Source organism: Burkholderia paludis (assembly GCF_000732615.1).
Classification (GTDB): Bacteria; Pseudomonadota; Gammaproteobacteria; order Burkholderiales; family Burkholderiaceae; genus Burkholderia; species Burkholderia paludis.
This window is the reverse complement of the sequence record NZ_JPGL01000023.1, coordinates 36,516-62,688: the sequence shown is the minus strand read 5'-3', so window position 1 is coordinate 62,688 and position 26,173 is coordinate 36,516. Positions and strand designations below refer to the sequence as shown.

General features: G+C 68.1%; 30 protein-coding genes, 1 tRNA gene and 1 riboswitch. Of the genes, 18 read left to right on the top strand and 13 right to left on the bottom strand.

All coding sequences use genetic code 11. From position 1 onward, the window contains the following. Window positions 1-70: 70 nt before the first annotated feature. The 10 genes from yiaA to GQ56_RS39365 all read left to right on the top strand — a co-directional run bounded on the left by yiaA (window position 71) and on the right by GQ56_RS39365 (window position 10,330). Complete coding sequence (yiaA, locus tag GQ56_RS0115890; RefSeq protein ID WP_031399589.1) at window positions 71-514, top strand: inner membrane protein YiaA; 444 nt, start codon at window positions 71-73, stop codon at window positions 512-514. A gap of 133 nt (window positions 515-647) precedes the next feature. Beyond that, window positions 648-1,712: a glycosyltransferase gene (locus tag GQ56_RS0115885; protein ID WP_031399588.1), complete on the top strand. Its 1,065-nt coding sequence runs from the start codon at window positions 648-650 to the stop codon at window positions 1,710-1,712. Window positions 1,713-1,778: 66 nt separating this feature from the next. Then, a complete protein-coding gene (locus GQ56_RS0115880) occupies window positions 1,779-2,795 on the top strand; it encodes a hypothetical protein (protein ID WP_043301432.1) in 1,017 nt (338 codons plus the stop codon). Beyond that, window positions 2,792-3,529 (top strand): hypothetical protein, encoded by a 738-nt coding sequence (locus GQ56_RS0115875; protein WP_031399586.1) that lies wholly within the window; start codon window positions 2,792-2,794, stop codon window positions 3,527-3,529. The genes GQ56_RS0115880 and GQ56_RS0115875 overlap by 4 nt, the downstream gene beginning before the upstream one ends. After that, window positions 3,526-4,683 carry a glycosyltransferase family protein gene (locus GQ56_RS0115870; protein WP_031399585.1) on the top strand — a complete coding sequence of 386 codons (1,158 nt, stop codon included), beginning with the start codon at window positions 3,526-3,528 and terminating at the stop codon, window positions 4,681-4,683. The genes GQ56_RS0115875 and GQ56_RS0115870 overlap by 4 nt, the downstream gene beginning before the upstream one ends. Continuing rightward, entirely contained in the window at window positions 4,680-5,297 is a 618-nt protein-coding gene (locus GQ56_RS0115865) for a phosphatase PAP2 family protein (protein WP_031399584.1), read from the top strand. The genes GQ56_RS0115870 and GQ56_RS0115865 overlap by 4 nt, the downstream gene beginning before the upstream one ends. After that, entirely contained in the window at window positions 5,294-6,241 is a 948-nt protein-coding gene (locus GQ56_RS0115860; protein ID WP_031399583.1) for a fatty acid desaturase family protein, read from the top strand. Before GQ56_RS0115865 ends, GQ56_RS0115860 begins: the two co-directional genes overlap by 4 nt. Before the next feature lie 44 nt (window positions 6,242-6,285). After that, window positions 6,286-7,425, top strand: coding sequence for a beta-propeller fold lactonase family protein (locus GQ56_RS40160; protein ID WP_161788564.1), 1,140 nt, complete (start codon window positions 6,286-6,288; stop codon window positions 7,423-7,425). 87 nt (window positions 7,426-7,512) lie between these two features. Continuing rightward, window positions 7,513-9,852, top strand: a complete 2,340-nt coding sequence (locus GQ56_RS0115850; RefSeq protein WP_152601767.1) for an NHL repeat-containing protein — start codon at window positions 7,513-7,515, stop codon at window positions 9,850-9,852. A 67-nt stretch (window positions 9,853-9,919) separates the two neighbouring features. After that, window positions 9,920-10,330, top strand: coding sequence for a DUF3592 domain-containing protein (locus GQ56_RS39365; RefSeq protein WP_052001110.1), 411 nt, complete (start codon window positions 9,920-9,922; stop codon window positions 10,328-10,330). A gap of 175 nt (window positions 10,331-10,505) precedes the next feature. Here the strand turns inward: GQ56_RS39365 and GQ56_RS0115840 are convergent. From GQ56_RS0115840 to GQ56_RS0115800, 9 genes are all read right to left on the bottom strand, one after another. After that, window positions 10,506-10,582, bottom strand: a tRNA-Lys gene (locus tag GQ56_RS0115840). A gap of 113 nt (window positions 10,583-10,695) precedes the next feature. Continuing rightward, on the bottom strand, window positions 10,696-11,445 hold the full coding sequence (gene ybgF / locus GQ56_RS0115835; RefSeq protein ID WP_031399579.1) for a tol-pal system protein YbgF: 750 nt from the start codon (window positions 11,443-11,445) through the stop codon (window positions 10,696-10,698). Between the two features lie 19 nt (window positions 11,446-11,464). Next, window positions 11,465-11,977, bottom strand: a complete 513-nt coding sequence (gene pal / locus GQ56_RS0115830; protein WP_031399578.1) for a peptidoglycan-associated lipoprotein Pal — start codon at window positions 11,975-11,977, stop codon at window positions 11,465-11,467. A 17-nt stretch (window positions 11,978-11,994) separates the two neighbouring features. Next, on the bottom strand, window positions 11,995-13,290 hold the full coding sequence (gene tolB / locus GQ56_RS0115825; RefSeq protein ID WP_031399577.1) for a Tol-Pal system beta propeller repeat protein TolB: 1,296 nt from the start codon (window positions 13,288-13,290) through the stop codon (window positions 11,995-11,997). 109 nt (window positions 13,291-13,399) lie between these two features. Continuing rightward, entirely contained in the window at window positions 13,400-14,470 is a 1,071-nt protein-coding gene (gene tolA, locus GQ56_RS0115820; protein WP_031399576.1) for a cell envelope integrity protein TolA, read from the bottom strand. Further along, window positions 14,467-14,916: a protein TolR gene (gene tolR / locus GQ56_RS0115815; protein WP_031399575.1), complete on the bottom strand. Its 450-nt coding sequence runs from the start codon at window positions 14,914-14,916 to the stop codon at window positions 14,467-14,469. Before tolR ends, tolA begins: the two co-directional genes overlap by 4 nt. Before the next feature lie 10 nt (window positions 14,917-14,926). Continuing rightward, entirely contained in the window at window positions 14,927-15,604 is a 678-nt protein-coding gene (gene tolQ / locus GQ56_RS0115810) for a protein TolQ (RefSeq protein ID WP_021157170.1), read from the bottom strand. A 144-nt stretch (window positions 15,605-15,748) separates the two neighbouring features. Beyond that, window positions 15,749-16,234 (bottom strand): tol-pal system-associated acyl-CoA thioesterase, encoded by a 486-nt coding sequence (ybgC, locus tag GQ56_RS0115805; RefSeq protein WP_031399574.1) that lies wholly within the window; start codon window positions 16,232-16,234, stop codon window positions 15,749-15,751. 98 nt (window positions 16,235-16,332) lie between these two features. After that, window positions 16,333-17,079, bottom strand: a complete 747-nt coding sequence (locus GQ56_RS0115800; protein WP_031399573.1) for an SDR family NAD(P)-dependent oxidoreductase — start codon at window positions 17,077-17,079, stop codon at window positions 16,333-16,335. A 180-nt stretch (window positions 17,080-17,259) separates the two neighbouring features. After that, window positions 17,260-17,361, top strand: a riboswitch (ZMP/ZTP riboswitch). A 137-nt stretch (window positions 17,362-17,498) separates the two neighbouring features. On the opposite strand from GQ56_RS0115800, the gene glyA reads away from it, so the two are divergent. The 7 genes from glyA to GQ56_RS0115765 all read left to right on the top strand — a co-directional run bounded on the left by glyA (window position 17,499) and on the right by GQ56_RS0115765 (window position 22,290). Then, a complete protein-coding gene (gene glyA, locus GQ56_RS0115795; RefSeq protein ID WP_031399572.1) occupies window positions 17,499-18,746 on the top strand; it encodes a serine hydroxymethyltransferase in 1,248 nt (415 codons plus the stop codon). A gap of 6 nt (window positions 18,747-18,752) precedes the next feature. Further along, window positions 18,753-19,232 (top strand): transcriptional regulator NrdR, encoded by a 480-nt coding sequence (gene nrdR, locus GQ56_RS0115790; RefSeq protein ID WP_031399571.1) that lies wholly within the window; start codon window positions 18,753-18,755, stop codon window positions 19,230-19,232. A 153-nt stretch (window positions 19,233-19,385) separates the two neighbouring features. Next, a complete protein-coding gene (locus GQ56_RS0115785) occupies window positions 19,386-19,949 on the top strand; it encodes a GspH/FimT family pseudopilin (RefSeq protein ID WP_031399570.1) in 564 nt (187 codons plus the stop codon). A 5-nt stretch (window positions 19,950-19,954) separates the two neighbouring features. Then, on the top strand, window positions 19,955-20,356 hold the full coding sequence (locus GQ56_RS0115780; protein WP_235212703.1) for a type IV pilus modification PilV family protein: 402 nt from the start codon (window positions 19,955-19,957) through the stop codon (window positions 20,354-20,356). Next, window positions 20,346-21,182, top strand: a complete 837-nt coding sequence (locus tag GQ56_RS0115775) for a PilW family protein (RefSeq protein WP_043301431.1) — start codon at window positions 20,346-20,348, stop codon at window positions 21,180-21,182. Before GQ56_RS0115780 ends, GQ56_RS0115775 begins: the two co-directional genes overlap by 11 nt. A 203-nt stretch (window positions 21,183-21,385) precedes the next feature. Continuing rightward, a complete protein-coding gene (locus GQ56_RS0115770) occupies window positions 21,386-21,847 on the top strand; it encodes a pilus assembly protein (RefSeq protein ID WP_031399567.1) in 462 nt (153 codons plus the stop codon). Continuing rightward, window positions 21,844-22,290, top strand: coding sequence for a type IV pilin protein (locus tag GQ56_RS0115765; RefSeq protein WP_031399566.1), 447 nt, complete (start codon window positions 21,844-21,846; stop codon window positions 22,288-22,290). Before GQ56_RS0115770 ends, GQ56_RS0115765 begins: the two co-directional genes overlap by 4 nt. A gap of 54 nt (window positions 22,291-22,344) precedes the next feature. Here the strand turns inward: GQ56_RS0115765 and GQ56_RS0115760 are convergent, their stop codons facing one another. The 3 genes from GQ56_RS0115760 to GQ56_RS0115750 form a co-directional block, all read right to left on the bottom strand. Further along, window positions 22,345-22,788 carry a DUF3318 domain-containing protein gene (locus GQ56_RS0115760; protein WP_031399565.1) on the bottom strand — a complete coding sequence of 148 codons (444 nt, stop codon included), beginning with the start codon at window positions 22,786-22,788 and terminating at the stop codon, window positions 22,345-22,347. A 43-nt stretch (window positions 22,789-22,831) separates the two neighbouring features. Further along, on the bottom strand, window positions 22,832-23,221 hold the full coding sequence (locus tag GQ56_RS0115755; RefSeq protein WP_031399564.1) for a phage holin family protein: 390 nt from the start codon (window positions 23,219-23,221) through the stop codon (window positions 22,832-22,834). 121 nt (window positions 23,222-23,342) lie between these two features. Further along, window positions 23,343-23,645, bottom strand: coding sequence for a DUF883 family protein (locus GQ56_RS0115750; RefSeq protein WP_006494044.1), 303 nt, complete (start codon window positions 23,643-23,645; stop codon window positions 23,343-23,345). Between the two features lie 318 nt (window positions 23,646-23,963). Here GQ56_RS0115750 and GQ56_RS0115745 point away from each other — a divergent pair, with 318 nt between their 5' ends. After that, entirely contained in the window at window positions 23,964-24,602 is a 639-nt protein-coding gene (locus GQ56_RS0115745; RefSeq protein WP_031399563.1) for a peroxiredoxin, read from the top strand. A 148-nt stretch (window positions 24,603-24,750) separates the two neighbouring features. On the opposite strand, the gene GQ56_RS0115740 is transcribed toward GQ56_RS0115745, so the two are convergent. Continuing rightward, entirely contained in the window at window positions 24,751-25,938 is a 1,188-nt protein-coding gene (locus tag GQ56_RS0115740) for an acyl-CoA dehydrogenase (RefSeq protein WP_031399562.1), read from the bottom strand. Between the last annotated feature and the right edge of the window lie 235 nt (window positions 25,939-26,173).

Here is a 26,173-nt window from a genome sequence, read left to right as displayed (position 1 = left end):
AGCTGCTACCATGCGCGAAACGCAACTCAACGAAAACGTTTTCGAACAACAAGAAAGAGAGGGCAAAGCAATGAACCAGACCACCATCCAGCAGCCGTCGTTCGCGTTTGTGGCCGCGTCGTGGGCCGCGCTGCTCGCCGGTTTCGCGGCGTTCCTGATCGGGCTCTGGAATGCCGGCATGCAGCTCAACGAGAAGGGCTACTACTTCACCGTGCTGGTATTCGGCCTCTATGCGGCGATCTCGCTGCAGAAGACCGTCCGCGACCGCGCGGAAGGCATTCCCGTCACCGCCATCTACTTCGGCCTCAGCTGGATCGCGCTGCTGCTGTCGATCGCGCTGCTGATCGTGGGGCTCGTCAACGCGACGTTGCAGTTGAGCGAGAAGGGCTTCTATGCGATGTCGTTCGTGCTCGCGCTGTTCGGCTCGGTGGCCGTGCAGAAGAACACGCGCGACCTGCAGAGCGCAAAGCCGCGCTACAGCGAAGCCGATTCCGCGTCGTCCGTCCAGGAGTGACGGCCGCGAAGCGGGTGCCCGCGAGGCCGCCCGCTGCGTGACGACGGTCGCTCCGCATTGGCCGGTGCGCCCCCGGGCTGCCCGCCCGATCGTTTCATCCATGCCGTCGCGCATGACGATGGAGATATTCCGAATGGCAGACATTACAGAAGCCGCGCCGGGCACGTGCGCGGCCGCCCGTGCCGTGGCGCCGAAAGCCGCGCTCGTGCTGGAGACGAACAACCTGCGGGGCGGCGCGGGCCTCGCGCAGGCTGTCGACAGCCTGAAGCGCCTCGTGTCGGCGTTGTCCAGGCAGACCGTGCCGCCCGCGGCACTCGCGCAATGGATCATCACGCACGACGGCTTGCCGGCCGACGCGTGCGCGCAGATCGCCGCACTGGCGGGGCGCCCGATCGACTTCGTCGAGATCGGCGCGAGCACCGGCTACTACGATGCGAAGAACGACGGCTTCGATCGCGTCGACGCGGACCGCTGCGACATCGTCGTGTTCGGCGATGCCGATTGCCGGCCGGCCGACGACTGGCTCGAGCACCTGCTCGCGCCGTTCGCGCGCGCCGGCGACGATGCGCCCGTCGCGGTGGCCGGGCGGACCAGCTATGCGCCGAACGTGCTCGGCACCGCGCTGACGTCGATCGATTTCATGTATTTCCCGAGCCCGCTGCGCGACGGCGCAACGCGCAACTTCTACGCGAACAACGTCGCGTTCCGGCGCGACGTGTTCGCGCAATTCCGCTACGAGCCGCTCGACGGCGTCTATCGCGCGCATTGCCAGGTGATGGGGCTGAGGATGCAGGCGGCCGGCGTCGCCGTCGAATTCGCGCCCGGCGCGCATACCGAGCATCGGCTGCCGGACACGCATCGCGAATCGCTCAAGCTGCGCTGGATGCGCGGCGAGGACAGCGTCGGGCTGACACCGTATCTCGTGAGGGCCTATCTGCCGCGCGGGTGGCAGTGGCTCGGCCGCAGCGGCCCGCTCGGCCCGTTCTGCGTGATGGCCATGCGGCTCGGCTACAGCCTGCGCGCGCTCGATCGCCAGCAGTTGCCGCCATTGGGCGCCGGCCGCTATCTCGCGGCCGTCGGCGTCACGATCGCCGCGTCGGCCGTCGATACGCTCGGCGCGCTCGTGCGCGGCTTCAGGCCCGGCGGGCGCGCATCGGCCCGGCGCGATCTCGAAGCGCTGTCCTATCACCGTCATTGAAGCACCGCCGCGCCTCGCGGCGCGGCCGCGATACGCCGCCACCCTGCATCCATTCCGACGACGACCATGCCCTCACTCGCCACCCGTATTGCCTGTCTTGCCCTGTTTGCCGTCAGCGCCGGCGCCCATGCCGCGCCGGTCGATCATGCGGGGCGCGGGATTTACCATTTCGCGTCGCAAAGCGGCTGTCCGTTCGCGAGCGCGGCTGCGGAGGAGTGCAATCGCGTCGCCCTCGATGCGCCCGACGTGCATGCGAGCATCGATACCGACGCACACGCGATCGTTTTCTCGAGCGACGCGACGCGCCACCCGCAGGACGTGCTCGGCGACGTACTGCTGCAGGGCACGGGTATCGACGCCAGCGGCCGGCGCGTGCCGCTGAGCGTGCACGTGCTGCTGCGCCGCGACGGCGCGAAATGGGACCGCGACGTGTACGTCCACGCACCCGTGCACGGCCGCTTCACCGATGTGCGGATCGATCCGTATCGCGTGCGCGTGAAGGAGGGCGACGCCGAGCGCGACGTGCTCACGCCGGACGAAACGCAGGCGCTGTTCGCGCATCCGTCGCTCGCGTCGCGCCTTGCGCGCCATCTGGTGCAGGTCAGTGCGACCGATCCGAAGCAACCGTCCGCGGACGACATCACGATTTCACTCGGCGTCAGCGGCCTGGCGAAGTCGGTTGCGCGCGCAAGCTTTACGTCGAATGCGCCGCGCGATGCCGACGTCGGGCATGCGCTCGCCTCCGGCACGTGGTCGATCCGTTTCGATGCGTTGAGCAATCACATTCCGGTCTGGGTCGCGCAACGCGAGTTGTTCCTGTTCGGCCTCGACGGCAGCGCGCTCGTGAAGGACATCCGCGAGCGCGGCTTCCGGAAGAACGACCGGATCGAGTTCGGCGCACGCGACGGCAGCGGCTATCTGCGCGTGAACGGCCGCGAGGCGGCATTCGCCGGCGCGTCCGCGTCCGCGCATGCGTTCATGCAGGAAAGCTTCGTCGGCCTGATCCTCGGATGGCGTCGGGATCCGGCCGCCGCCGCGGGCGCCGCGACGAAATCCGCAGCCGCGCGCGGCGTGCCGGCATGATCGCGACCGGCGAACTGCCCGCGGTGCACGACGCGCGTTTCGGCTGTCTCGATGCGCCCGTGCCACGCGGCGCGGCGCGGGTGCGCGCGTATCTCGTCGATCGCATCAAGCGGGCCGCGATCCGGCGGCTGCATCGCAGCACGCATGGCGAGCGCTGGATGCTGCGCGTCTACCTGATCGGCGAGGAAGCGACCGAGTGCGCGTTGCACGAGGACTGGGCCGGACAGCCGCCGGATTGGCTCGCGCCGCGGATCGAGCAGCATCTCGCGGACGAGCGCCGTCACGCGGCCGCGTTTGCCGATGCGCTGCGTGCACGCGGCGTCGCGGCGTCGACCGGGCCGCACGAGCCCGACTGGCTGAGCCGGCGCAAGATCATGCGATGGCGCAGGCTCGCGCGGCGCCACGCGCCGCATTTCGCGCAAGGCGTGCTCGTGACGGCCTACGCGACCGGCCTGTGCGCGGAACAGATGGCGATGCGCGTGCTCGCGCGCCACTGCGCGACGATCGGCGCCGCGCATCCGCTGTATCCGCTGCTCTCGCGCGTGCTCGCGGACGAGACGCGGCACGTCCGGCTGTGCTCGGACACGCTGCGCCGGCTTGTCGCGCCGTCCGAGGTCGTGCATCTCGCCGCATTGCTGAACGAGATCCGCGCGATCGAAGCCGGTTTCGGCGTGAGCGGCGCGCTGGCGATGTACGCGGCCGGCTGGTTCCAGTCGCTGCGCCCGCGCGCATGATGCCGCGAATCGTCTATCTGGCGACGGCCGATGCACGCGGCCACCTGATGCGCGCGCAACTGCTCGTGCATGCGTTGCGCGCGGCCGGTGCGCAGGTCGACGTGCTGACGACGTCCGATGAAGGGCAGGCGTTCCTGGCCGCGTTCGGCATCGACGCGGCCGTGCTGTCCCGTCACTACGCGGTGCAGTTCGACGAACGGCAGAACATGCTGCGCGACGCGACCGATCGCAATGTCGCGCACTACGTGTTCAGGCCGACGCGCATGCTGCGCGACATCGCGCGGCTGCGGACGCTCGTTCGCGATGCGGCGCTCGTGATCAACGATTCGTTTCATCCGGCGCTGCTGTTCATGGGCGCGATGCCGGGCTGGCGGCGCCGTGTCGTTCACGTGTACGGCGGCAGCCTGCGCCGCGCGCTGACCGCGAATTTCGATGCACGGCTGCCGCCGGTGCTGGCGCGCGCTTTCGCGCGGATCGTCGACTGGCAGATCGATTCGGCGCTGGGCCGCATCGAGCACGATTTTGCGTACGAGGTTGCCGACGCCGCGCAGCGATCGCACCCGCATTGCCGCTTGCCGACGCCGGTGCCGGTCGTGAACGGGCCGCCGGTGTGCGAGCCGGCGGCCGCGGCCGTTTATCTGAATCCGCACTTTCGCGACGTCGCGCTCGCCGATGCACTGTCGGCCGGCATGCGCGACGCGGGGCTCGCCGCACACCGCGTGGGCGAGGGCTACGCCGGGCACGACGGCTGGAGCGGCGTCGACGCCGACTGGGCGACGCGCGCCGCGCACGCGCCGCTGATCGTATCGGCGCCCGGCATGGCCGCGCTGTCGATCGCGCGCGTGTATCGCCGCCCGATCCTGCTCGTGCAGTCCGACCAGCCCGAGCAGGCGAGCAACGCCGCGCGCGCGGCACGGCTGCAGCTCGTGCATCGCGTCGTGACGTGGCGCGGCGACGCGGCCGCGTTCAGGCGGGAGGTCGGGCAGGCCGCCGCCGCGCTGATGCGCGATCCCGGCACGCCGGCCGGGACGAGCGCCGGCCGCGAACAGGCGCGTGCGCGCGTGGCCGCATGGACGTCGCGCATCCTCGCGCTGTCTTTGCAGGCCCGTGCACGCGATTTGGATACGCGATGCGAGGCACCGGCGCGACGATGAACAGGCTTTCGTTTCGAGACGACCGTCGGGCCGCTATCCGCCAGATGCTGGCCGCGACGTTCGGCATGGCAGCCGGCCTCGCGATCTTCTTTCTGCTGGAGCGCGGCGTCACGCCGCGCTACGTGCTTGCGACGGCGCTCGACGAGCGGATTCCGTTCGTCGCGGCGTCGTGGTTCGTCTACGTCGGCTTCTTCCCGTTCGTGATCGCGCTTGCCGGGCAGGCGCGGCCGGCGGCGTTCGCCGCGTTCAGGGACGCCGTGCTGATCGCGTTCGGGTGCGGGGTCGTCTGCTTTCTGCTGTTTCCGGAAGCCGTGCCGCGGCCCGACGTCGCGGAGATCGGCAATGCGTTCGTGCGCCATCGCCTCGCGCGCATGTGGCAGCTCGATCTCGCGGCCAACGGCTTTCCGAGCCTGCATGTCGCGGTGACCTGTCTCGCCTGCCGGATGCTGGCGGAGCGGCAACGGCGCGCGGCAGCGGCGATCGGCCTGCTGATCTGCGTGTCGACGCTGACGCTCAAGCAGCATACGGTTGCCGACGTGCTGGGCGGCATGGCGCTCGCGGCGGTCAGTGCGCTGTGGGTCGAACGGCGTTCGCTGCGCAGGGGGCTCGCGTGACGGATGTCCTGCTTCACCCTGCCGGGTCGAATGCCGGGCTCGCTCGGTTCGCGCCCGATGCCGCGCTGTTTCGCGTGAGCGCGTTGCGCGTCGGCGCGGCGCTGGCGGGCGACTGGCTGATGATTGCCGCTGCGTTCGCGCTGGCGGTCGCGTTCGCGCATCCGCTCGGGTATGTCTGCGCCGCGATCGTGATCGCGCGCAGCCAGCTCGCGCTCGCGGTCATGATGCACGAGGGGGCGCACGGATTGCTGGCGCGGAACCGGCGCTGCAACGACGCGCTGGGCCAACTGTTCGCGGCCGGCCCGCTGTGGCTGTCGCTGCGCACCTATCGCGCGGGCCATCTGAAACACCATCGCGCGCCGATGCAGCCGGACGATCCCGTGGCGCTGCTGTTTGGCGTGCACGACTATCCGGTGACGCGCGCGCGGCTGATCGGCCGCCTGCTCGCGTACGCATGCGGGATCGGCTACGTGACGAGCGTCGTGAAGCTCGCGCGCGGCGAGTTTGCGCATGCGTTGCCGAAGGTCGGGAAGTCGCGCGCGTATGCCGTGTGGGAGGTCGCAACGATGCTGACCGGCAACGGCGTGTTGCTGGGCGTGCTCACGCTCGCCGGACATCCGCTGCTGTACGTCGGGCTATGGATCGTGCCGTCCGTCACGCTGCTGCCGCTCGCCGGGCAGGTGCGCGCGATCTTCGAGCACGCGGGGCTGCCGGCCGGCGACGACCAGAGCCGCAACGCGCGCACGATTGCGCGGTGTTCATGGCAGACGTTCCTGTTCGGCCCGCACGCGATTCATTTTCATATCGAACATCACCTGTTCCCGCGCATGCCGTTCCATCAGTTGCCGGTCGTGCACCGGCAGCTCGCGCAGCGGCGGTTGCTGCCGGACGGCAATCTGTACGCGGGATACGGTGCGGTGCTGCGCGACGTGAGCGTGCGCTGATGCGTCCCGTCGCGCGGTGTTTTCCAATTTCCAGGAGCAAGCCAGTGAGAGTCGATTTCAAGCCGCGGGTCCTGCATCGGGCGGCGCTTTCCGTGGCGCTCGCAGTGCTGGCGGCCGGTGCGGCCGCGCAGACGGCGCCCGCGAAGGCCGGGGCGCCCGCCGTCATTGCGGTCGGGAACGGCCCCGCCGGCATCGCGTTCGGTCCGGACGGCAAGCGCCTGTACGTCGCGAGCAACGGCGACAACACCGTCGCGGTCATCGACGTCGCGGTCGGGCAGCGCATGCGCGATCTCGGCGATCGCCCGGCGAAGGCGCCGAAGGACGGCTGTCCCGACAATTTCTGTCGCGGCGTGGGGGCGACGGGCATCGCGATCGCCGCCGACGAACGTCATGCGTACGTGAGCTCGATGCGCCCCGATTCGCTGGCGAGGCTCGACCTCGACAGCGGGCAAGTCGACAGCGTCGCGAAGGTGCAGCGCTTTCCGCAAGCCGTCGCGGTGTCGCCGGACGGTGCGCTCGCCTATGTGCTGAACGTGGTCGCCAATTCCGTATCGGTCGTCGATCTCGCGACGTTCCGCACGCTCGGCAAGCCGATTGCATTGAGCGGCGGGAACGCCGCCAATCAGCCGTTCGGGCGGCCGGCGGCGCTCGCGCTGTCCGCGGACGGCCGGCGCCTGTTCGTGACGAACGGCGTGGCGGGCGGCATCGACGCCTTCGATACGCAAACGCGCGCGCAGGTCGGCACGATTCCCGATGCCGATGCGTATGACCTCGCGGTCGAGCCGGGCTCGGGCAATCTGGTCGCGCAGTTTCGCGACGGTATCGCGGCCTACGACGCGAACACGTTGAAGCCGCGCCAGGCCGCGCAATATTGCCGCGCGTTGACGAGCTATCACCTCGCGGTCAGCCCGGACGGCCGCATGGTGGCGTTCAGTCTGCCGCAGGAGAACACGGTGCTGGTTGCCGATCGCGCCACGGGCATGCTGCGCGCCGCCTACCGCACCGGCGAATGGCCGCTCGCGCTGGCGTTCAGTCCGGACGGCAGCCGGCTCGCGGTGCTCAATGCGAGCCAGGACGGCAGCGTGTCGCTGTTCGACGTGCGCGATCCGGGGCAACTGGCCGGCTATGTGGCCGCCAGCGGCGAGCTGTTCTGCCGGCCGGCCGCGCAGGCCGCTTCGGAGTGAACGACGGGAATCGTCCGGCTTGCAGTGCGCGATGCGCGTGCCGGCAGCGGGCATGAATGGAATGGCAAGGAGAAAAGGATGATCCGGATGACGAACGGATTCAGCGTGCGTATCGCCACTTGCGCGGCCGTGGCCGTGCTGCTGAGTGCATGCGGCAATGTTCCGCTGGCAGGCGGGCCGTCGCTCGAATGGGTGGCCGGCACGCCGGGTTCGGAGGGCAACCTCGACGGCGCAGGTGCGGCCGCGCGTTTCGCCGGCGGCTTGCGGCTGCACGCGGATCGCGACGGCGGCGTGCTCGTGGCCGACAAGTACGCGTCGACCGTGCGGCATATCGATGCGCAGGGCCACGTGACGACGCTGGCCGGCCGCAGCGGCGTGCGTGCGTATCGGGACGGCGCGTCTTCCGTTGCGCGCTTCGACCAGCCGGGCGATGCGGTGCGCGCGCCGGACGGCACCGTCTACGTGGCCGACGCCGGCAATTCACTGGTGCGCGCGATCCGTCCGGACGGCACGGTTGCGACGATCGCGGGCGTGCCCGGCCAGTCGGGCGATGCCGACGGTCCGCACGGGGTCGGGCAGCTCGATCACCCGGACGTCATCGCACTGGACGGGCAGGGCCGGCTCTGGACGCTCGAGCAGTACACCGGCCATCTGCGCATCGTCGGCACCGACGGTTCGGTGGCCACATGGAAGCAGCCCGACGGCGATTGCATGCCGGCGGGAATCCGCGCGATCGCGGCGAGCCCGGACGGGGCGATCTGGATGACCGACGGCAAGACGTTCGGCCACGTAACGCCCGCCGGTTACACGCCACTGGTGTCGTGCGGGGCAGCCGATGCGCCGGGCGGCGCGAATGCCCCGAGCGACGCAGCCGCCGCGGCCGAGGCCGCCGCCGTGCGCGTGCCGCCCGAAGCGGGCCCGGTTGCGGCGCTGGCCGGCAGCGTTCCGTTCATCGGGGCCGCGCCGGCGAGCGGGCATGACGAGAACGCCGCAGCGAACGACACGCGCGACGATCCCGACTACCTCGCGCTTGCGTTCGATGGCGCAGGGCGGATGATCGCGGCCACCGCACGGTCGATCGTGACCGTCGGCGCCGACGGCAAGCCGGGCGCGACCGTGCGTATCGCGCAGCCGGAGTCGCGTCGCGGCGGTTCGGGCGATCGCGATCTGACGTCGCTGGCGATCGACGGATCGGGCCGCCGGCTGGTGACGACCGGCAGCGGCGAGGTCGTCCTGCAGGCGGCGCCGGACGGCCGCCTGCTCGCTTACGCGGGGCTGAGCGGCAGCGGCGACGCGTTGCCGGCGGCCGAAACGGCCGACGCGAAGGTCGTCCGCCTGCCCGGTTCGGTCGACGACGATTTCGCGATTGCCGCCGACGGTACGATCTACTACGTCGACCGGCTCGACGACGCGATCTACCGGATCGCGCCGGACGGCAAGGGCGAGCTGTGGGCCGGCGCACCCGACGACAAGGGGCGCGCCGACGGGCCGCGGCTGAACGCGCGTTTCCGCTATCCGTCGGGGCTCGCGCTGGATGCGGCGGGCAACCTCTATGTCGCGGACAGCGGCAACGCGCTGATCCGGCGGATCGATCCGCAGGGCAACGTGCAGACCGTGAGCGGCAAGGCCAGCGACGAGACGCGGGTCGACGGCCCGTTCGCGCAGGCGACTTTTTGGCGGCCGCGCTACCTGCGTTTCGATCGCGATGGCCGGCTGTACGTGCTCGACGACAGTCCCTATGTGGCCGGCACCGGTGCGAGCATCCGTCGGCTGGATTTCTCGACGGGAACGGTGACGACGGTGGCGCGCGAGGCGCAGCAGTACAAGATTCCACGCGAAGACGTCGAGCGTTTCGTCGCGAGCAGGCGGCGGCCCGGCAGCTACGAGGATCTGGCGATCGGACCGCAAGGGCAGTTGTACGTGCTGAGTCGCGACGTGGTCTGGCAGATCGACCCCGCGACCGGCGCTCACCGGATTCATTTCCTGCCCGGGCCGTGGCCGGCCGCGGAGCACGCGTACTACGGCGCGCTTGCCGGCGCGAAGTCGCGCGACGAGGAAGACCGTCTGACGAACAACCTGATCAGTTGCGACTGGACGTGGTGCATGCCCGACCGGATCGCGGCCGATGCGAACGGCAACGTCTACGTGAGCGACAGCGGCAACCACACCGTGTTGCGGATCGACGCGCGGGGCGACGCGGCGGTGATCGCCGGGCAGCTCGGGCTGCGCGGCAATCGGCCGGGCGCACTGCCGGGATCGCTGAATCGTCCGGCGGGCATGGCCGTCACGCCGCAGGGCGATCTGCTTGTCGAAGTCGGGGAGAAGGGAATCGTGCGGTTGCGCGCGCCGGGCGCGGCGGCGGCCCAGGTGCCGGTGGCGGCAGCGACGGCGGAAGGGGCCGTGGCGGCGAGCGGGCGTCAGCCTTGATCGCCGGGGCGATTGCCGCCTGCCCGCCGGCGGGCGGGCCGTGCGTCGTCCGGACGTGGCAGGCCTGATGGCCGGCGTAGCGCGCAGATTCAATTGCGTTGCGCTGGCGCTCGGCGCGCTCGCGGCGTTCTGGAGCGTGACGTCAATCGACGAGCAACTTGCTTTCATGCGGACATCGGTCGCCGTCCAGGGGACGGTCGTCCGGTTGAACCACGGCGCACATCACCCGCAGATCGAGTTCGTGACGCGAAGCGGCGAGCGCGTATCGTTTCCGGGGAGCTTCGTGTCGACGGAGGTCGGCGATACCGTTCCGGTTCGCTACGATCCGGCCAGGCCGCGGATCACCGCGCAAGTCGATACGTTCACGAACAACTGGCTCGATTCGCTGATGGCGATCGCTTTCACGATCGCGCTTCTTTATGCCGGCCTGACGGGCCAATCGCTGCTTTCGCGGGCCGGCGGGACCGGACGCGGTTGAGCGCGCGGCGGGCTTGCAGCCGATGGTGCGCGAGTTCCGGCAGGGCGGGGTGCAAGGGGCTGGCGGGTCGTGCCTGGTTCGAACGCGTGCTCGCACTGCCGAGCCCGGCTGCACCAGGCGACAGACGCAAAAAAGCCTCCGCAGGGGAGGCTTTGATTGCACTATCGAAGATAGTTGGTAGGGTGGGAGGGACTCGAACCCTCGACTCTCTGATTAAAAGTCAGATACTCTAACCAACTGAGTTACCACCCCACGTTCTTGAAACCTGTCACTGTCAGGTCGTTGCCTCAACAACTTGGCTTCGACCCGAAGAGCAAAAGATTATAGTGGCGGGTTATTGGTCTGTCAACAACCCGCCGCCATAATTATTTGATGGTTTCGAGCTTGCCCTGTGCCGTCTGCGCTGCATTCGACCCGGCATACTGCGAAACGACCTGCTCGTACGTCTTCTTCGCGGCCGCTTTCTGGCCTTGCTCGAGCTGGTTCGTGCCGATGGCCACGAGCGCATCGGCCGCACGCGGGTGCTGCGGGAACTTGCTGACGATCCCTTGCCACGTTGCAGTCGAGCCGCGGTAGTCGCGCAGCGCGTATTGCGCATTGCCGTACCAGTACTGTGCGGTCGGCTGGTACGGACTCTGCGGATACTTCGCGATGAACGCGCGGAACGAAGCCGCCGCCGCCTTGAAGTTGCCGTTGCGGAACTGCTGCTGCGCCGCGCTGAGCGCGTCGGTTTCACCCGGCTGCACGGTGCCTTCCACGCCGTCGATCGTCGCCTGCTGCGGCTCGAACTTCTTGAGCCGCGTGTCGAGATCCTGGTAGTACTCCTTCTGCTGCCGCTCGAGCGTCGTCAGCCGGTTCGTCAGGTCCTCGTTCTCGCCGCGCAGCGTCGCGACCTGCTGGTTCAGCTGGTCGATACGGCCGGTTTGATCGATGATCGTCCGCTGGGCGGCCGACAGCTGGCTGGCCAGGTTGTCGCTCTTGCTGCGCAGATCGAGCACGGCGCGGCGCGCGTCGTTGTCGTCGAACATGCCGGCGTGCGCCGGCGCGGCCGACCACGCCGCGCCGGCGACGCAGAATGCTGCGGCAATGCGCAGCCAGGATACACGGTGCGTCATACGGCGATTCTTCCGTTACTTACTGTTGGTAGACGAGGTCGGCGCGACGGTTCTGCGCCCACGATGCTTCGTCGTGACCCGTTGCCTGCGGTTTTTCCTTGCCGAGGCTCACGGCTTCCATCTGCGAATCGGACACGCCGAGCAGTGCCATCGCACGGCGGACGGCTTCCGCACGCTTCTGGCCCAGCGCGAGGTTGTACTCGCTCGTGCCGCGTTCGTCGGTGTTGCCCTGGATCAGCACGTGGCGCTGCGGGTGGCTCTTCAGGTACTGGGCGTGTTGCTGCATCAGCGGCTGGTAGTCGTCCTTCACCGAATAGCTGTCGAAGTCGAAGTAGATGCTGCGCTTCGCGAGCGGGCTGTTCGGGTCGTTCAGCGGATCGACGTTCACTTGCGCGACATTGTCGGCGCTCGGCTGGGTGCTGACCGCGCCCGCGTTGTTCGCGTTTTCGTCGAGCTTCACGCCCGACTTGCACGCTGCGAGCGCGCTGATCATCATCACGGCCAGGGCCAGACGAGCTTTATTCGACATCATGGTTACTCTCCTTGTGGTCATTGCATGAAGGGCCCCCACGACGGCTCACGAACGGAGCCGCCCTGGACGGACAGGATTTGCGGCGGCGCGCTGCCGTCGGAGGGCACTGCAGCCAGAACGTTGCGACCACCCGACTGGGTGGCGTACAGAAGGTACTGGCCGTTTGCCGCGAAGCTCGGCGATTCGTCGCGATTCGTATTCGTGATGGCGTTCGCCGCGCCGGTCTGCAGATCCTGCACGTACAGCTTGAAGCCCCCACCCGTGCGGGAGATATAAGCGAGCAGCTTGCCGTCCGGGCTCACGCGCGGGCTCGTGTTGTAGCTGCCGGTGAAGGTCACGCGCTGCGCGCCGCCGGCGCTTTCGCCCTGCGCGGACATCCGGTAGATCTGCGGCGCACCGCCGCGATCGCTCGTGAAGTAGATCCAGCGGCCGTCCGGCGAGTAGAACGGCTCGGTGTCGATCGAGCCGCTCTGCGTGAGGCGGCGCAGGCCGCCGCCGGTCGAATTGACCGTGTAGATCTGCGTGTTGCCCGTCAGCGACAGCGCGACGGCGAGCGTGTTGCCGTCCGGCGACCACGCCGGCGCGCTGTTGTTGCCCTTCTGGTCGGACACGATGTAGCGGCGGCCGGTCGGCAGGTCATGGATGTAGACGATCGGCTTCTTGCGCTCGAACGAGACGTACGCGACCTTGGTGCCGGTCGGCGACCAGGACGGCGAGATGATCGGCTCGGTGCTCGACAGCGCGATGCGCGGGTTCTGGCCGTCCGAATCCGAGATCTGCAACTGGTAACGGTTGCCGGTCTTGATCACGTACGACAGCCGCGTGGCGAACACGCCGCGCACGCCGAGCAGCTTCTGGTAGATGTAGTCGGCGATCTTGTGGCCGGCGGTGCGCAGCGTGGTGTCGGTGGCCGTCAGCGACAGGCCGCCGAGGCTTTGCTGCTTCACGGTGTCGTACAGGATGAAGTTGACCTTGTACTGGCCGTTCGACTCGCGGTTGACGCTGCCGGCGACGAACGCGTTCGCGCCCTTGGCCTTCCACGCGCCGAGATCGACCGATGCGGTCTCGGGGACGGGCGTGCTGCCTGCGTCGATGTTGGTGAATTTGCCGCTGCGGGCGAGGTCGGAGCGGACGATCGACGTGACCTGCTGCGGCAGGTTCGCCTCGTTCGTGAAATTCGCCGTGGCAATGGGGAACTGGGTCGACCCGACACCGGTGATCAGCACGTTGACCTGGGCGTTAGCGGCGCTGCCCGCCGTAATCAGACACGAGGCCACGAGTGCCCTGAAACCTAGCTTTGTCATCAAACTCATGCTTCTTGCTTCCCGTATGACTTGAATCGCTGCGCAACCGCAGAGACAGTAAAAATACCCGATTCGTTCCCGTCTGACAGCGATGCCCGGAGTTTAAGCGCATTTCCTTTCACTCCGCAGCCCTGAAGGTAATCGTAATGTCCGACGGGGTACGACCGTTAGAATCGGGCGGCAACGGGACCGACGCGCGGATCGCGTTGATCACGGCTTGATCCCACCCCGAATTCCCGCTGGAGCGGGAAACCGATGCGCTCAATACGTCACCGGACGGCGTGCACCGAATCTTGACGACGGTGGTCAGGCCTTCTCGCTCGCCGCTCCAGAAGATGTTCGGTTTGACGCGGCGGCGCACCTTGTCGGCATAGCCGGGCGTCGCGGCATTGCCGCCGGAACCCGTGCCCGTGCCGCTCTTCGCGAGGCCTTCGCCGCCGCCTTCGCCGCCGCCGGACAGGCCCTGCATCTGCGCGAGACGTGCGCTGCGCTCGCGGTCGAGCTTCGCGTTCGCCGCCGCAGTTGCCTTCGCATGCGCTGCGGCTTCGGCCTTCGCCTTGGCCTGCGCTTCCGCCTTTGCCTTCGCGGCCGCGTCGGCTTTCGCCTTCGCCGCCTGCTGCGCGTCGAGCTGCGCCTGCTTCTGGAGTTTCTGCTGTTCGAGCTTCTGCTGCTCGCGCTTTTGCTGTTCGGCGAGCTGCTGTTGCCGGAGCTTGTCGGCCTGCTTCTGCCTGTCGCGCTCCTCGGCCTTCTGCGCGGCGAGTGCGGCGGCCTGTTGCGCCGCGAGCTGCGCGCGCCGGGCGTCCTCTTCCTGCCGGGCCTTCAACTGCTGCGCGCGGCGCTGCTGCTCGAGCAGCGCTTCACGCGCCGCCGCTTCCTGCTGCCGCTTCTTCTGCTGCAGCGCGATGTCGGCCTGCTCGTCGCGCACCGGGGGAGGGGGCGGCTCGGCCTTCACGGGCGGCGTCACGACCGGCGGCACGACGGGCCGCGGCGCGGGGACGTCGGGCACTTCGGTCCACAGCTCGGCTTCGGAGCCGGCCGGCGTGCTGTTCTGCCATTGCACGCCGTGATAGAGGAACAGCGCGAGCAGCACGTGCATCAGCGCGGCGAGCGCGAATGCGCGCCAGGTGCCGCGCTCGCGGGGAGGCTGAGGCGGGTAGGCGGTGCTGCGGTTGGGTTGCTGCCGGTTCATTGCGATTTGACGAGGAGGCCGACGCGCTTGACGCCGCGCGCCTTCAGATCGGACATCACGGTCATGACTGCATCGTACTGCACGGTCTTGTCGGCCGCGATGACGACCGGCTGGTCGGGATGGTCGGCCTGCCGGGCCGCGATGAAGCTGTCGAGCTCGGCCTTCGTCATCGTGTCTTCCTGGGTCGCGCCCGAGTCGCCCTTGTACTTGACGCTCATCGTGCGGTCGGCCTTGATGTTGACGACGACGGGCGGCGTCTGCTCCTGCGGCGCGGCGTTGCCGACGGTCGGCAGGTTGATGATCGACGGGGCGACGAGCGGTGCGGTGACCATGAAGATCACGAGCAGCACCAGCATGACGTCGATGTACGGCACGACGTTGATGTCGGCCATTGCACGGCGCGAGCGGCCGCCGCGCATGCTGGATCGGATGGGGCTTCCTGCCATGGCGCGCTCCTTACTGGGCCTGACGCTGCAGGATGTTCGAGAACTCTTCGATGAAGGTCTCGAAGCGGATCGCGAGGCGGTCGATGTCGTGCGCGTAGCGGTTGTACGCGACCACCGCCGGAATGGCGGCGAACAGGCCGATCGCGGTGGCGACGAGCGCCTCGGCGATTCCCGGCGCGACGTTCGCGAGCGTCGCCTGCTGTACGTTCGCGAGGCCGCGGAACGAGTTCATGATCCCCCAGACCGTACCGAACAGGCCGATGTACGGGCTGACCGAGCCGACCGACGCGAGGAACGCGAGGTTCGCTTCGAGCACGTCCATTTCACGCTGGAACGACGCGCGCATCGCGCGGCGCGCACCGTCGAGCACGAGGCCCGGATCGCTGATGCGCTTTTCCTTCGCCTTCAGGAATTCGCGCATCCCCGATTCGAAGATGCGCTCGAGCGCGCCGATCGTGTGGCGGTTGTTGGCCGCGCTCTGGTAGAGCGCCTGCAGGTCGCCGCCCGACCAGAAATCCTTCTCGAAGCGTTCGGTCTGCGCGCGTGCGCGGCGGATCGCGAACCACTTGCGGAAGATGAAGGTCCACGACATCAGCGACAGCAACAGCAGGAGTCCCATCACGGCCTGGGCCAGCACGCTCGCGTTGAGGACGAGGGAAATGATCGACAGGTCTTGAGAAGTGTTCATAGAGGTTTGAGTAACGTCCCTTCGGGGGTGCCCGGCAAGGGCGTCCGGTCTGCGTACGGCGCGGCGCGCCGGCCATGCCTGACGCCGAACCTTGCTTAGTATCGAATCAGAAAGGCAAGTTCATGGGCTTTGTCTAAACGGCGCTCAGACGCGCTGCGTTGACAATACGGTGTGCCCGGTGTCGACGGCGGGCCCGCGCTGCAGCGCGGCGAGCACGGCCGGCGGGATGGCCGCGGGCCGGATGCCGGTACGGTCGACGCAGCCGAGGCGGATGTGCCCGGCCACGAGCAGCGTGTCTCCGCACCAGGCTTCCTGCGACAGTTCCACCGACGCGCGGCCGATGCGTTCCGGCCGGTTCGTGATCGCCAGCGTGTCGTCGAGTCGCGCCGGCGCGCGGTAGTCGAGCGACGTGCTGCGGACGACGAAGATCGCGCCGGTATCGTCGGCGAGCCGACGCTGGTCGATGCCGCACGCGCGCAGCCATTCGGTGCGGGCGCGTTCGAAGAACTTCAGGTAGTTGGCATAGAAGACGATGCCGCCTGCGTCGGTATCCTCGTAGTACACGCGTACCGGCCAGATAAAGCCGGAGGGCGCGTCCGGGGAGCGGGTAGGCTGAGTCATGGCGCGCATTCTACCGGAAGGCCGAGGCCCGATTCGTAACCGATTCGTAACGGAATGTAGTACGCCGTAGCACAACGCGGGCCGGCCCGAGGCCGGGCCCGCGGGCTTCAGCCGCGGTAGACGGTCGGGCCGCCGGGTGCCTGCGCGATCGGCATCAGCTCGATCGTGTTGACGTTGACGTGTGCCGGGCGGGTTGCGATCCAGTAGATGGTGTCGGCGATGTCCTCGGGCATGAGCGGCTGTACGTTGTGGTAGACGTTCGCTGCTTTTGCGTCGTCGCCGCGATAGCGGACGTTCGAGAACTCGGTGCCGCCGCACAGGCCGGGCTCGATGTCGGTGACGCGCAGCGGCGTGCCGAGCAGGTCGGCGCGCAGGTTCAGGCTGAATTGCCGGACGAATGCCTTGGTGGCGCCGTACACATTGCCGCCCGCATAAGGGTACGAACCCGCGACCGAGCCGAGGTTGAAGATATGGCCGCGGCCACGCGCGATCATGCCGGGCAGCAGCGCGTGCGTGACCGTGACGAGGCCCGCGCAGTTCGTGTCGATCATCGTGTGCCACTCGTCGAGGCTGGCCTTTTGGGCCGGCTCGACGCCGAGCGCGAGGCCGGCGTTGTTGACGAGCACGTCGAGCGCCGCGAACTCCGCGGGAAGGGCGGCCGGCACCGCCTCGACGGCTGCGCGGTCGCGCACGTCGAGCTCGAACGGCAGAAGGGAATCGCCGAGCTCGGCGGCGAGTGCGTCGAGACGATCCTTGCGGCGCGCGGTCGCGACGACGCGGTGGCCGCCCTTGACGAAGGCACGGGCGATGGCGGCGCCGAAGCCGGCGGACGCGCCTGTGACGAACACGATCATTGCTGCTCCTGGTCGATGACAAAATAGCGGGTGAGATCCCGCAAGCCTACTGAGATTGCCGCACCGCGGCAAGGCGTCACAGCGTTCCGGCACGGGCGCGTAGAGTCTGGCCCCAATTGCCTCCGGCGGCCTGCCGCGCGGTTGCCTATTCATGACGCATCCAATACACTAACGCGCTCATCACCCCTGCGTGACTGGCGATAAGAACCCTTCGGGTTCAAGGTGGAGCATCCCACCGTGAAGCGCGGGGCGCCGTTTTTGCCGTTCGCCTGGGCAGCCGTTGTGCGCCGTCGCGTGCATTGCCGGTGGCTGTCCTGCCTCGCGTCATACGGATCCTTCCGCCACGTCGAGCCGGTCCCGCCTGCAATGCCTCGTACTCGGCCACTCCGGTCAACCTGTACACACTTAACGGAAACCGTATGTTTGACAGAGCCCAAAGCACCATCGCGAACGTCGATCCCGAAATCTTCGCGGCGATCGAGCAGGAAAACCGCCGCCAGGAAGATCACATCGAGCTGATCGCGTCGGAAAACTACACGAGCCCGGCGGTGATGGCTGCGCAGGGCTCGCAGCTCACGAACAAGTACGCGGAAGGTTATCCGGGCAAGCGCTACTACGGCGGCTGCGAATACGTCGACGTCGTCGAGCAGCTGGCGATCGACCGCGTGAAGCAGCTGTTCGGCGCGGAAGCGGCGAACGTGCAGCCGAACTCGGGTTCGCAGGCGAACCAGGGCGTGTTCTTCGCGATGCTCAAGCCGGGCGACACGATCATGGGCATGAGCCTCGCGCACGGCGGTCACCTGACGCACGGCTCGCCGGTGAACATGTCGGGCAAGTGGTTCAACGTCGTGAGCTACGGCCTGAACGAGCAGGAAGACATCGATTACGAAGCGGCGGAGAAGCTGGCGCAGGAACACAAGCCGAAGCTGATCGTCGCGGGCGCGTCGGCGTTCGCGCTGAAGATCGACTTCGAACGACTGGCGAAGATCGCGAAGTCGGTGGGCGCATACCTGATGGTGGACATGGCGCACTACGCGGGCCTGATCGCGGCGGGCGTGTACCCGAACCCGGTGCCGCACGCGGATTTCGTGACGACGACGACGCACAAGAGCCTGCGCGGCCCGCGCGGCGGCGTGATCCTGATGAAGGCGGAATTCGAGAAGCCGATCAACTCGGCGATCTTCCCGGGGATCCAGGGCGGCCCGCTGATGCACGTGATCGCGGCGAAGGCGGTGGCGTTCAAGGAAGCGCTGTCGCCGGAGTTCAAGGCGTACCAGGAGAAGGTGGTCGAGAACGCACGCGTGCTGGCCGAGACGCTGGTGAAGCGCGGTCTGCGGATCGTGTCGGGCCGCACGGAAAGCCACGTGATGCTGGTGGACCTGCGCGCGAAGAACATCACGGGCAAGGCGGCGGAAGCGGCGCTCGGCGCGGCGCACATCACGGTGAACAAGAACGCGATCCCGAACGATCCGGAAAAGCCGTTCGTGACGAGTGGCGTGCGGCTGGGTTCGCCGGCGATGACGACGCGCGGCTTCGGTCCGGCGGAAGCGGAGCAGGTGGGCAACCTGATCGCGGACGTGCTGGAGAACCCGGAAGATACGGCGACGATCGAGCGCGTGCGCGCACAGGTCGCCGAGCTGACCAAGCGTTTCCCGGTCTATCGCTGATCGACGATGCGCTGCCCGTTCTGCCGGCATGACGACACGCAGGTCGTTGACTCGCGCGTGTCCGAAGATGGCGCCGCGATTCGGCGGCGCCGTCGCTGCTCGGCTTGCGACAAGCGCTTCACGACGTACGAGCGGGTCGAGCTGTCCCTGCCGTTCGTCGTGAAGAAGGACGGCAGCCGCACCGAATTCGACCGTCGCAAGATCGTCGCCAGCATGCAACTCGCGCTGCGCAAGCGGCCGGTTGCCGCGGACGCGATCGACGCGGCGGTCGCCCGCATCGAATATCAGCTGCTCGCCACCGGCGAGCGTGAAGTGCGTAGCGAGAAGCTCGGCGAACTCGTGATGAACGAGTTGCGCGGCCTCGATACGATCGCCTATGTCCGCTTCGCATCGGTGTATCGCCGGTTCGAGGACGTTTCCGAATTTGCCGACGTGATCGAAGAGTTCCGTCGCGCTTCTCCCGCCAAGGCGCCGCGTAAGCGCTGACGCGCTGCGTCCGTTCATCGTTTTCTCCGCTGGTTCAGTTCGCGCCGATTGTGTCGGTCGCGGCCGCATGCCGCCAGTCGGCCGTTCGGCAAATGGCGTTCACTCGCACGCGTCGCTACCCTTTTCGCATCATGTTGGCGAAGGACGACTGCGATGCGGCTGCGCTCTCACCCCCTGAATGAAGTGGCTCGACGCCCGGGCGGGTTCACGCTCGTCGAGCTGATGGTCGCCATCTCGTTGGCCGCCGGGCTCGCGCTGTATGCGGCGCCCGCGTTCGACCAGTGGCGCATGCGCGAACGCGTGGATGCACGCTCGCGCGCGCTGCTCGGCGCGCTGTCGTTCGCGCGCACCGAGGCGGCGCGTCTCGGTACGCGCGTCACGCTGTGCCGGGCCGGGGCCGGCGGCACCTGTCTGCGGGCCGGTGAGCGGAGCGATCCGGCCGAATGGTCGTGCGACTGGATCGTCAGCGGGCAGGTCGACGGGCAGTCGCGTGTGCTGCGACGCTATCCGCGCGATGCCGAAGTGGCCGTCGCGGGGGCCGCGCACGATCTGGCGTTCGCGCCGCCGGTCGGTCAGGCCATCGGCGGGATCCGGCGTTTCGAATTGCGGCCGCGCCGTAGCGGGCCGGACGCAGACGACGCGCGCGTTTCCCGTTGCGTGCGGATCGCGGCAGGCGGTCGGGCGCGCGTCGTCGCCGGCCGTTGCGACGCGGCGTGATCGCGATGGGTAATTTCATGCGCGGCACGTCGCTGATCGAGGCGACGCTGGCCATCGCGCTGCTCGCAACGGTGATGCTGGCGGTGGCCGGCAGCCAGCTCACGATGGCGCGTGCGCAGCAGGCGACGATCTGGCGCGAACGAGCGCTGTGGCTGGCCGATGCGCGGATCGAGCGCTCGCACGCGGCCCCGGAGGCCGGCGACGGTCTCGCGGCGCTGGCGGCGGCGTCGTTGCCGGGCGGTGCGATCTCGCGTGCCGACGGGCCGGATGGCGTTCGCTACGCAATTGTCGGCTGGCGGAGCGACAATGCGGCTGCCGCGTCGCGATGCGACGAGGCACGCGTATCGGCGCGGCCGCCGGCGTGTGTCCGGGTGCCGTTCCGGGAGGCAGGCGCCGATGAACGCTGATCGCCGCGGCCAGCGCGCGCATACGCTGCTCGAAGTGTTGATTGCGATGACCGTTGGCCTCCTTGTGCTCGCGGCGGCCGGTGCGCTGTACCACGCACAGCGTGTCGCGCAGCGGCGTGCGGAAGACGGGTTCCGGATGCGCGACGCGGCCGCCTCCGCACTGACGCTGATCGGCCAGCAGATCCGGATGGCAGGATTCCGGCCGCTCGATGCCGACGCGGGGGCGTCGTTGCCGCCCGTGTTCGGCTGTTCGATGGCGCGCGTGAAGGGCGATGGCGCACGGGTGCGGTGCGAACCCGCACGCGCAGCGTCGGATGCGTTGCTGATCCGGTATGTCGGCGATGCCGTGTCGACGTGGCCCACCGTGAGCGGCCAGGTGTCGGATTGCCTCGGACAGGGCGTCGGCGTGCCTGGCGAACGTGCGCCGGTCGAGAACCGCTTCGATGTGCACGTCAGTCCGTCGACGGGCGAGCCCGAACTGTATTGCGAAGGAAACGGCCGTGCCGGCACGCCGCAGCCCGTCGTGTCGGGAATCGATCAAATGCGGGTGCGCTATCTTCGGCGCGGCGGCGCGCAGTTCGTCGACGCCGATGCAATGCGCATCGACGATTGGCGTGAGGTCGTGGCCATACATGTCTGCGTGCGGGCGCGTGGCGAACCGATGCGCGAGCCGGCGCGGCATGCCGACTGCGGTGGCCGCGCTGTTGCCGCGCAGGACGGCCGCGCGCGTTTGACGCTCGATCGTATCGTCGCGTTGAGGAATTCCACGGCCGCGTTCGACGATACGTTGCGTGCCCCAACTCTGGCCGGTGAGGCGCCGCGATGAACGGAGCGGGGCGGTACAGGCCGGCGCGGCTGCGATGCGTCGCGACAGGCCACCCGCAACGGGGCCTCGCGACAAGCGGCGTCAAGCCGCGGCAGTCCGCCGGGGCGGATGTCCCGACGACGCGCGGGCACGAGCAGCGCCTACACTTGCGGTCAACTGGTCGTGGCCGGCGTCGCGATGTGGGCCTTGCATTGCCTGCGGTGATTGCGGTCGGGGCAGCGGTTGCAGCGCTGACGGGCACATGGTTCGAAGCCGCGCTGACGGAATCGCGCCGCACGCGCGCCTTGTCCGATCGGCTGGTTGCATTCCACGCGGCCGATGCTGCGCTGGCGGCATGTACCGCACGATTGCGCGCGGGCTCGGCGCCTTACGTGAGCGAAGGCGAATCGTACGCGGAGCCGCAAGCCTGGCGGCGCATGCCGGCGCTGGCGGCCGCCGAAGCGTTCGCGCCGTTCGCCGGATGGCCGATGGCCGCGCAGCCGCCGCGGTGCCTGATCGAGGCGTGGCGCGGGGCGGGGCCGGTCGGCGCCCGCGCGTATCTCGTCACCGCGCGCGGTGTCGGCGCGCATGCGTCGAGCGCCGTCTGGCTGCAGCATCAGGTCGCGATCCTCGACGGGCATGTCGTCGCGTTGCGCTGGCGACACGTTGCGACGGTGTTTCGATGAGCGGCCGCGTTTTCGCACCCCGGTCGCCGGGTCTCACGCTGATCGAGCTGATGGTCGCGCTTGCGATCGTCGCGGTGCTGGCCGGATGGGGCATTCCGTCGTATCGCGAGCATGTCGCGCGCGTTCATCGCGCGTCGGCGGCGGCCGCGCTGTTCCAGGCATCCCAATATCTCGAAATGCTGGACGGCGCGCCGCCTTCGACGCTGCCCGATGCGCTCGCGCAGGCGCCGCCGGACGGGCGCGCGGTCTACCGGTTGACGCTCCGGCTACCGGACGGCGACGATTCGCCGGTGAGCTACGAACTGCAGGCCAGCCCGCTCGACACGGGGCCGATGCGCGACGATGCCTGCGGCGTGTTCACGCTGCGTTCCGACGGGACGAAAGGCAATGCGCGAAACGATGGCGCCGATGCGTCTGGCGCAGCTTGCTGGGGCGTGCGTTGAGCTTGCACGGGCGGCGCGCGGCGGCACATGGCCGTGCGCACCGGATGGCGGCGGTCAGTCGTCGCGCGCGTCGAGCCCGCGCTCGTCACGGGATTGCTTCCAGATCCGGTAGACCTCCCATGCGGCGAAACCGAGCGTGCCCCATTTCAGCGCGGGCCCCGCGCTCGCGCGCAGCAGCGAGCGGACCGGTTTCGCGAGCACGAGCGATGCGAGCGAACTCAGCATCGGGTACTGGTTGACGAGCTGGCCGAGGTTTGTGTTCAGGTTTTTTGCGGACTGGCTGAACTTGCTGCCGGACAGGCCGGGGACGAACACCTTGAGCCAGCTGAAGCGCGTGACGGCCTGGCGCATTTCGCCGGCTGCCTCCGCGAGTTCGAGCCGCTCGACTTCGGATCGCAGGATCAGCAGTTCCTTGCGGAGCGCGCGGTGCTGCGACGCGCTCCAGTTCGATCGCGACGAATGGGAGCGGGGTGAATTGCCCGTGACGTTCTGGCTCATGGCGCGTCGGCGAAGTAGGTGGGTGGGATGAGCGCGACTGCGTTCACGGCTTGCCGCGGAACAGTTCGCGGTCTTTCTCGATTTCGGCGAGCGTCGCCTCGAACACGATCGGCGCATTGCGCAGGCGCGTGCGCGCCTTCAGTGCGCACGCGATACCGCCGGCGGCGTACAGCGCGGTGATGGCCGCGAGCGATTGCCAGCGGTAGGTATCCCAGAACGCGATTGCGACGAGCACGGTCAGGCTGATGAACGCCATCGTGGCGAGCATCATCGCGGCGAGCCCGAGGAACAGCACGCCCATCAGGCGCTCTTTTTCCTCGGCGAGCTCGATGCCCACCAGTTCGAGGCGCGTTTGCAGAAGTCCGATCGCGGAGCCGACGAGGCGGCGCAGCGGTCCGTGGCCGGACGGCTGCGAGGTGGTGTCTGTCGTCATGGGTGAGAGGCTTGCGCGTGCAGTGAGCGGCTAGGACAAAGCCGGCCGGCGGGAACCGCCGGCTGGCTTCGACGTCCGTCGGCCGCGATGCGGCCAACGGGACGTAACGGCGCAGAACGCGTTACTTGCGGTTGATCAGCAGGCCGATCAGCACGCCGACGCCGGCGGCGACGCCGATCGACGTCCACGGATGCTCGTGCACGTAATCGTCGGTCGCGCGTGCGGCCTTCTTGCCTTTCTCGACCACCACGACCTGGACGTCGGCTGCCTTTTCCTTGGCCTGCTTCAGGCGCGACATGGCCTTCTCGCGCAGCTCGGCCGCACGGTCGCCCGTGCTGCTCGCGGCTTGCTTGAGCAGGTCTTCGGCGTCCGAGAGAACGGTTTTGATATCCGACATCAGTTTCTCCTTGTTGATTTCCGACATTGCAACTCCCTTCGTGCTGTCATGCTGCAGGTTCACATCGTAGCGAAACCCCTGCCTGCTGGCGAGCCGGGAAGATACACGGGGACAGTGCAAGACTGCATGGTAAACGACTTGTAATCATCAACAGAGCGGCAAACGGGGTGAAAAGTTTCCCACCGGCGCGTCCGTCTTGCGTCGATGCCGGTCAAAAATGACAAAAAAGTATGAATATCAAACGGAATAATCGTTCGCACGAGCCATTGCTTCCCGTAAGCTGACAGACTTTCCCGCGCCGTCCGGCGCGCGGTTTCAACCAGCATCGTTCGAGGAGGGAACACCATGAGTCTGCGTCTTGGCGACATCGCACCGGATTTCGAGCAGGAATCGAGCCTGGGCCCGATCAAGTTTCACGAGTGGCTGGGCAACAGCTGGGGCGTGCTGTTCTCCCATCCGGCCGACTACACGCCGGTGTGCACGACCGAGCTCGGGCTGACCTCGAAACTGAAGGGCGAATTCGAGAAGCGCAACGTGAAGGTGATCGCGCTGTCGGTCGACGGCGTCGAATCGCACAAGGGCTGGATCAACGACATCAACGACACGCAGTCGACGGTCGTCGGCTTCCCGATCATCGCCGACGCGGACCGCAAGGTTTCGCAGCTGTACGACATGATCCACCCGAACGCGAACGAAACGCTGACCGTGCGTTCGCTGTTCGTGATCGACCCGAACCGGAAGGTGCGGCTCATCATCACCTACCCGGCCAGCACGGGGCGCAACTTCGACGAAGTGCTGCGCGTGATCGACTCGCTGCAACTGACCGACAACTACAAGGTCGCGACGCCCGGCAACTGGAAGGATGGCGACGATGTCGTGATCGTGCCGTCGCTGCAGGACCCGGAAGAGCTGAAAAAGCGCTTCCCGAAGGGCTACAACGCGGTGCGTCCGTATCTGCGCCTCACGCCGCAGCCGAACAAGTAAGCAGCGGCTGCGCGTGAGCGCGCTACCGGGCCGGCGGCCCGGTAGCGCGCCTCCGAAGCAAAGCGGCCCGCCCGGCAGTGATGCCGGGCGGGCCGTGTCTTTTGCGCGTGCGCGGCGCGGTTGTCGGGCGCGCCGCGTGCCCGGACGATCAGAAGAACGCCTGGATCCCGGTTTGCGCGCGGCCGAGGATCAGCGCATGGATGTCGTGCGTGCCTTCGTACGTGTTGACCACTTCGAGGTTCACGAGGTGGCGGGCGACGCCGAATTCGTCGGAGATGCCGTTGCCGCCGAGCATGTCGCGCGCGAGCCGCGCGATGTCGAGCGCCTTGCCGCACGAGTTGCGTTTCATGATCGACGTGATCTCGACGGCCGCCGTGCCTTCGTCCTTCATCCGGCCGAGCCGCAGCACGCCTTGCAGGCCGAGCGTGATTTCGGTCTGCATGTCGGCGAGCTTCTTCTGGATCAGCTGGTTGGCGGCGAGCGGCCGGCCGAACTGGTGGCGGTCGAGCACGTACTGGCGCGCGGTGTGCCAGCAGGACTCGGCGGCGCCGAGCGCGCCCCACGCGATCCCGTAGCGGGCCGAGTTCAGGCAGGTGAACGGGCCGCGCAGGCCGCTGACGTTCGGCATCAGGTTCTCTTCCGGCACGAATACCTCGTCGAGGACGATCTCGCCGGTAATCGACGCGCGCAGCCCGACCTTGCCGTGGATCGCGGGCGCCGACAGGCCTTTCCAGCCCTTCTCGAGGATGAAGCCGCGGATCGTGTCCTTGCCGTGCTCTTCCAGCTTCGCCCACACGACGAACACGTCGGCGATCGGCGAGTTCGTGATCCACATCTTCGCGCCGGACAATGCGTAGCCGCCGGGCACCGGTTTCGCGCGCGTGACCATGCTGCCCGGATCGGAGCCGTGGTTCGGCTCGGTCAGCCCGAAGCAGCCGATCCATTCGCCGGTCGCGAGCTTCGGCAGGTATTTCTGTTTCTGCGCTTCCGAGCCGAATTCATGGATCGGCACCATCACGAGCGACGACTGCACGGACATCATCGACCGGTAGCCCGAATCGACGCGTTCGACTTCGCGCGCGATCAGCCCGTAGCTCACGTAATTGAGGCCGGGGCCGCCGTATTGCTCCGGAATCGTCGGGCCGAGCAGGCCGATTTCGCCCATTTCGCGGAAGATTTCGGCGTCGGTGCGCTCGTGGCGGAACGCCTCGGTGACGCGCGGCGCGAGTTTGTCCTGCGCGTAGGCCTGCGCGGCGTCACGCACCATCCGCTCTTCTTCGGTCAGTTGCTGGTCGAGCAGCAGCGGATCGTCCCAATGAAAAGTTGCAGCACTCATCGTCTCATCTCCTGTCGGCCCGAGTTGGCGCTTCAGCGCCTACTCGGGCCCCATGCTTCGCGGTCGGCGCCGAGTCGGCGCTTCAGCGCCTGCTCGGGCCCCATGCTTCGCGGTCGGCGCCGAGTCGGCGCTTCGGCGCTCGTTCGGGTCTCATGCTTCGCGGTCGGCCCCTGATTCAACCAGGCCTCTGCCCAAGGTTTGCTTGACTGAAGTTCCGCTGTGCGGAACAATGTTT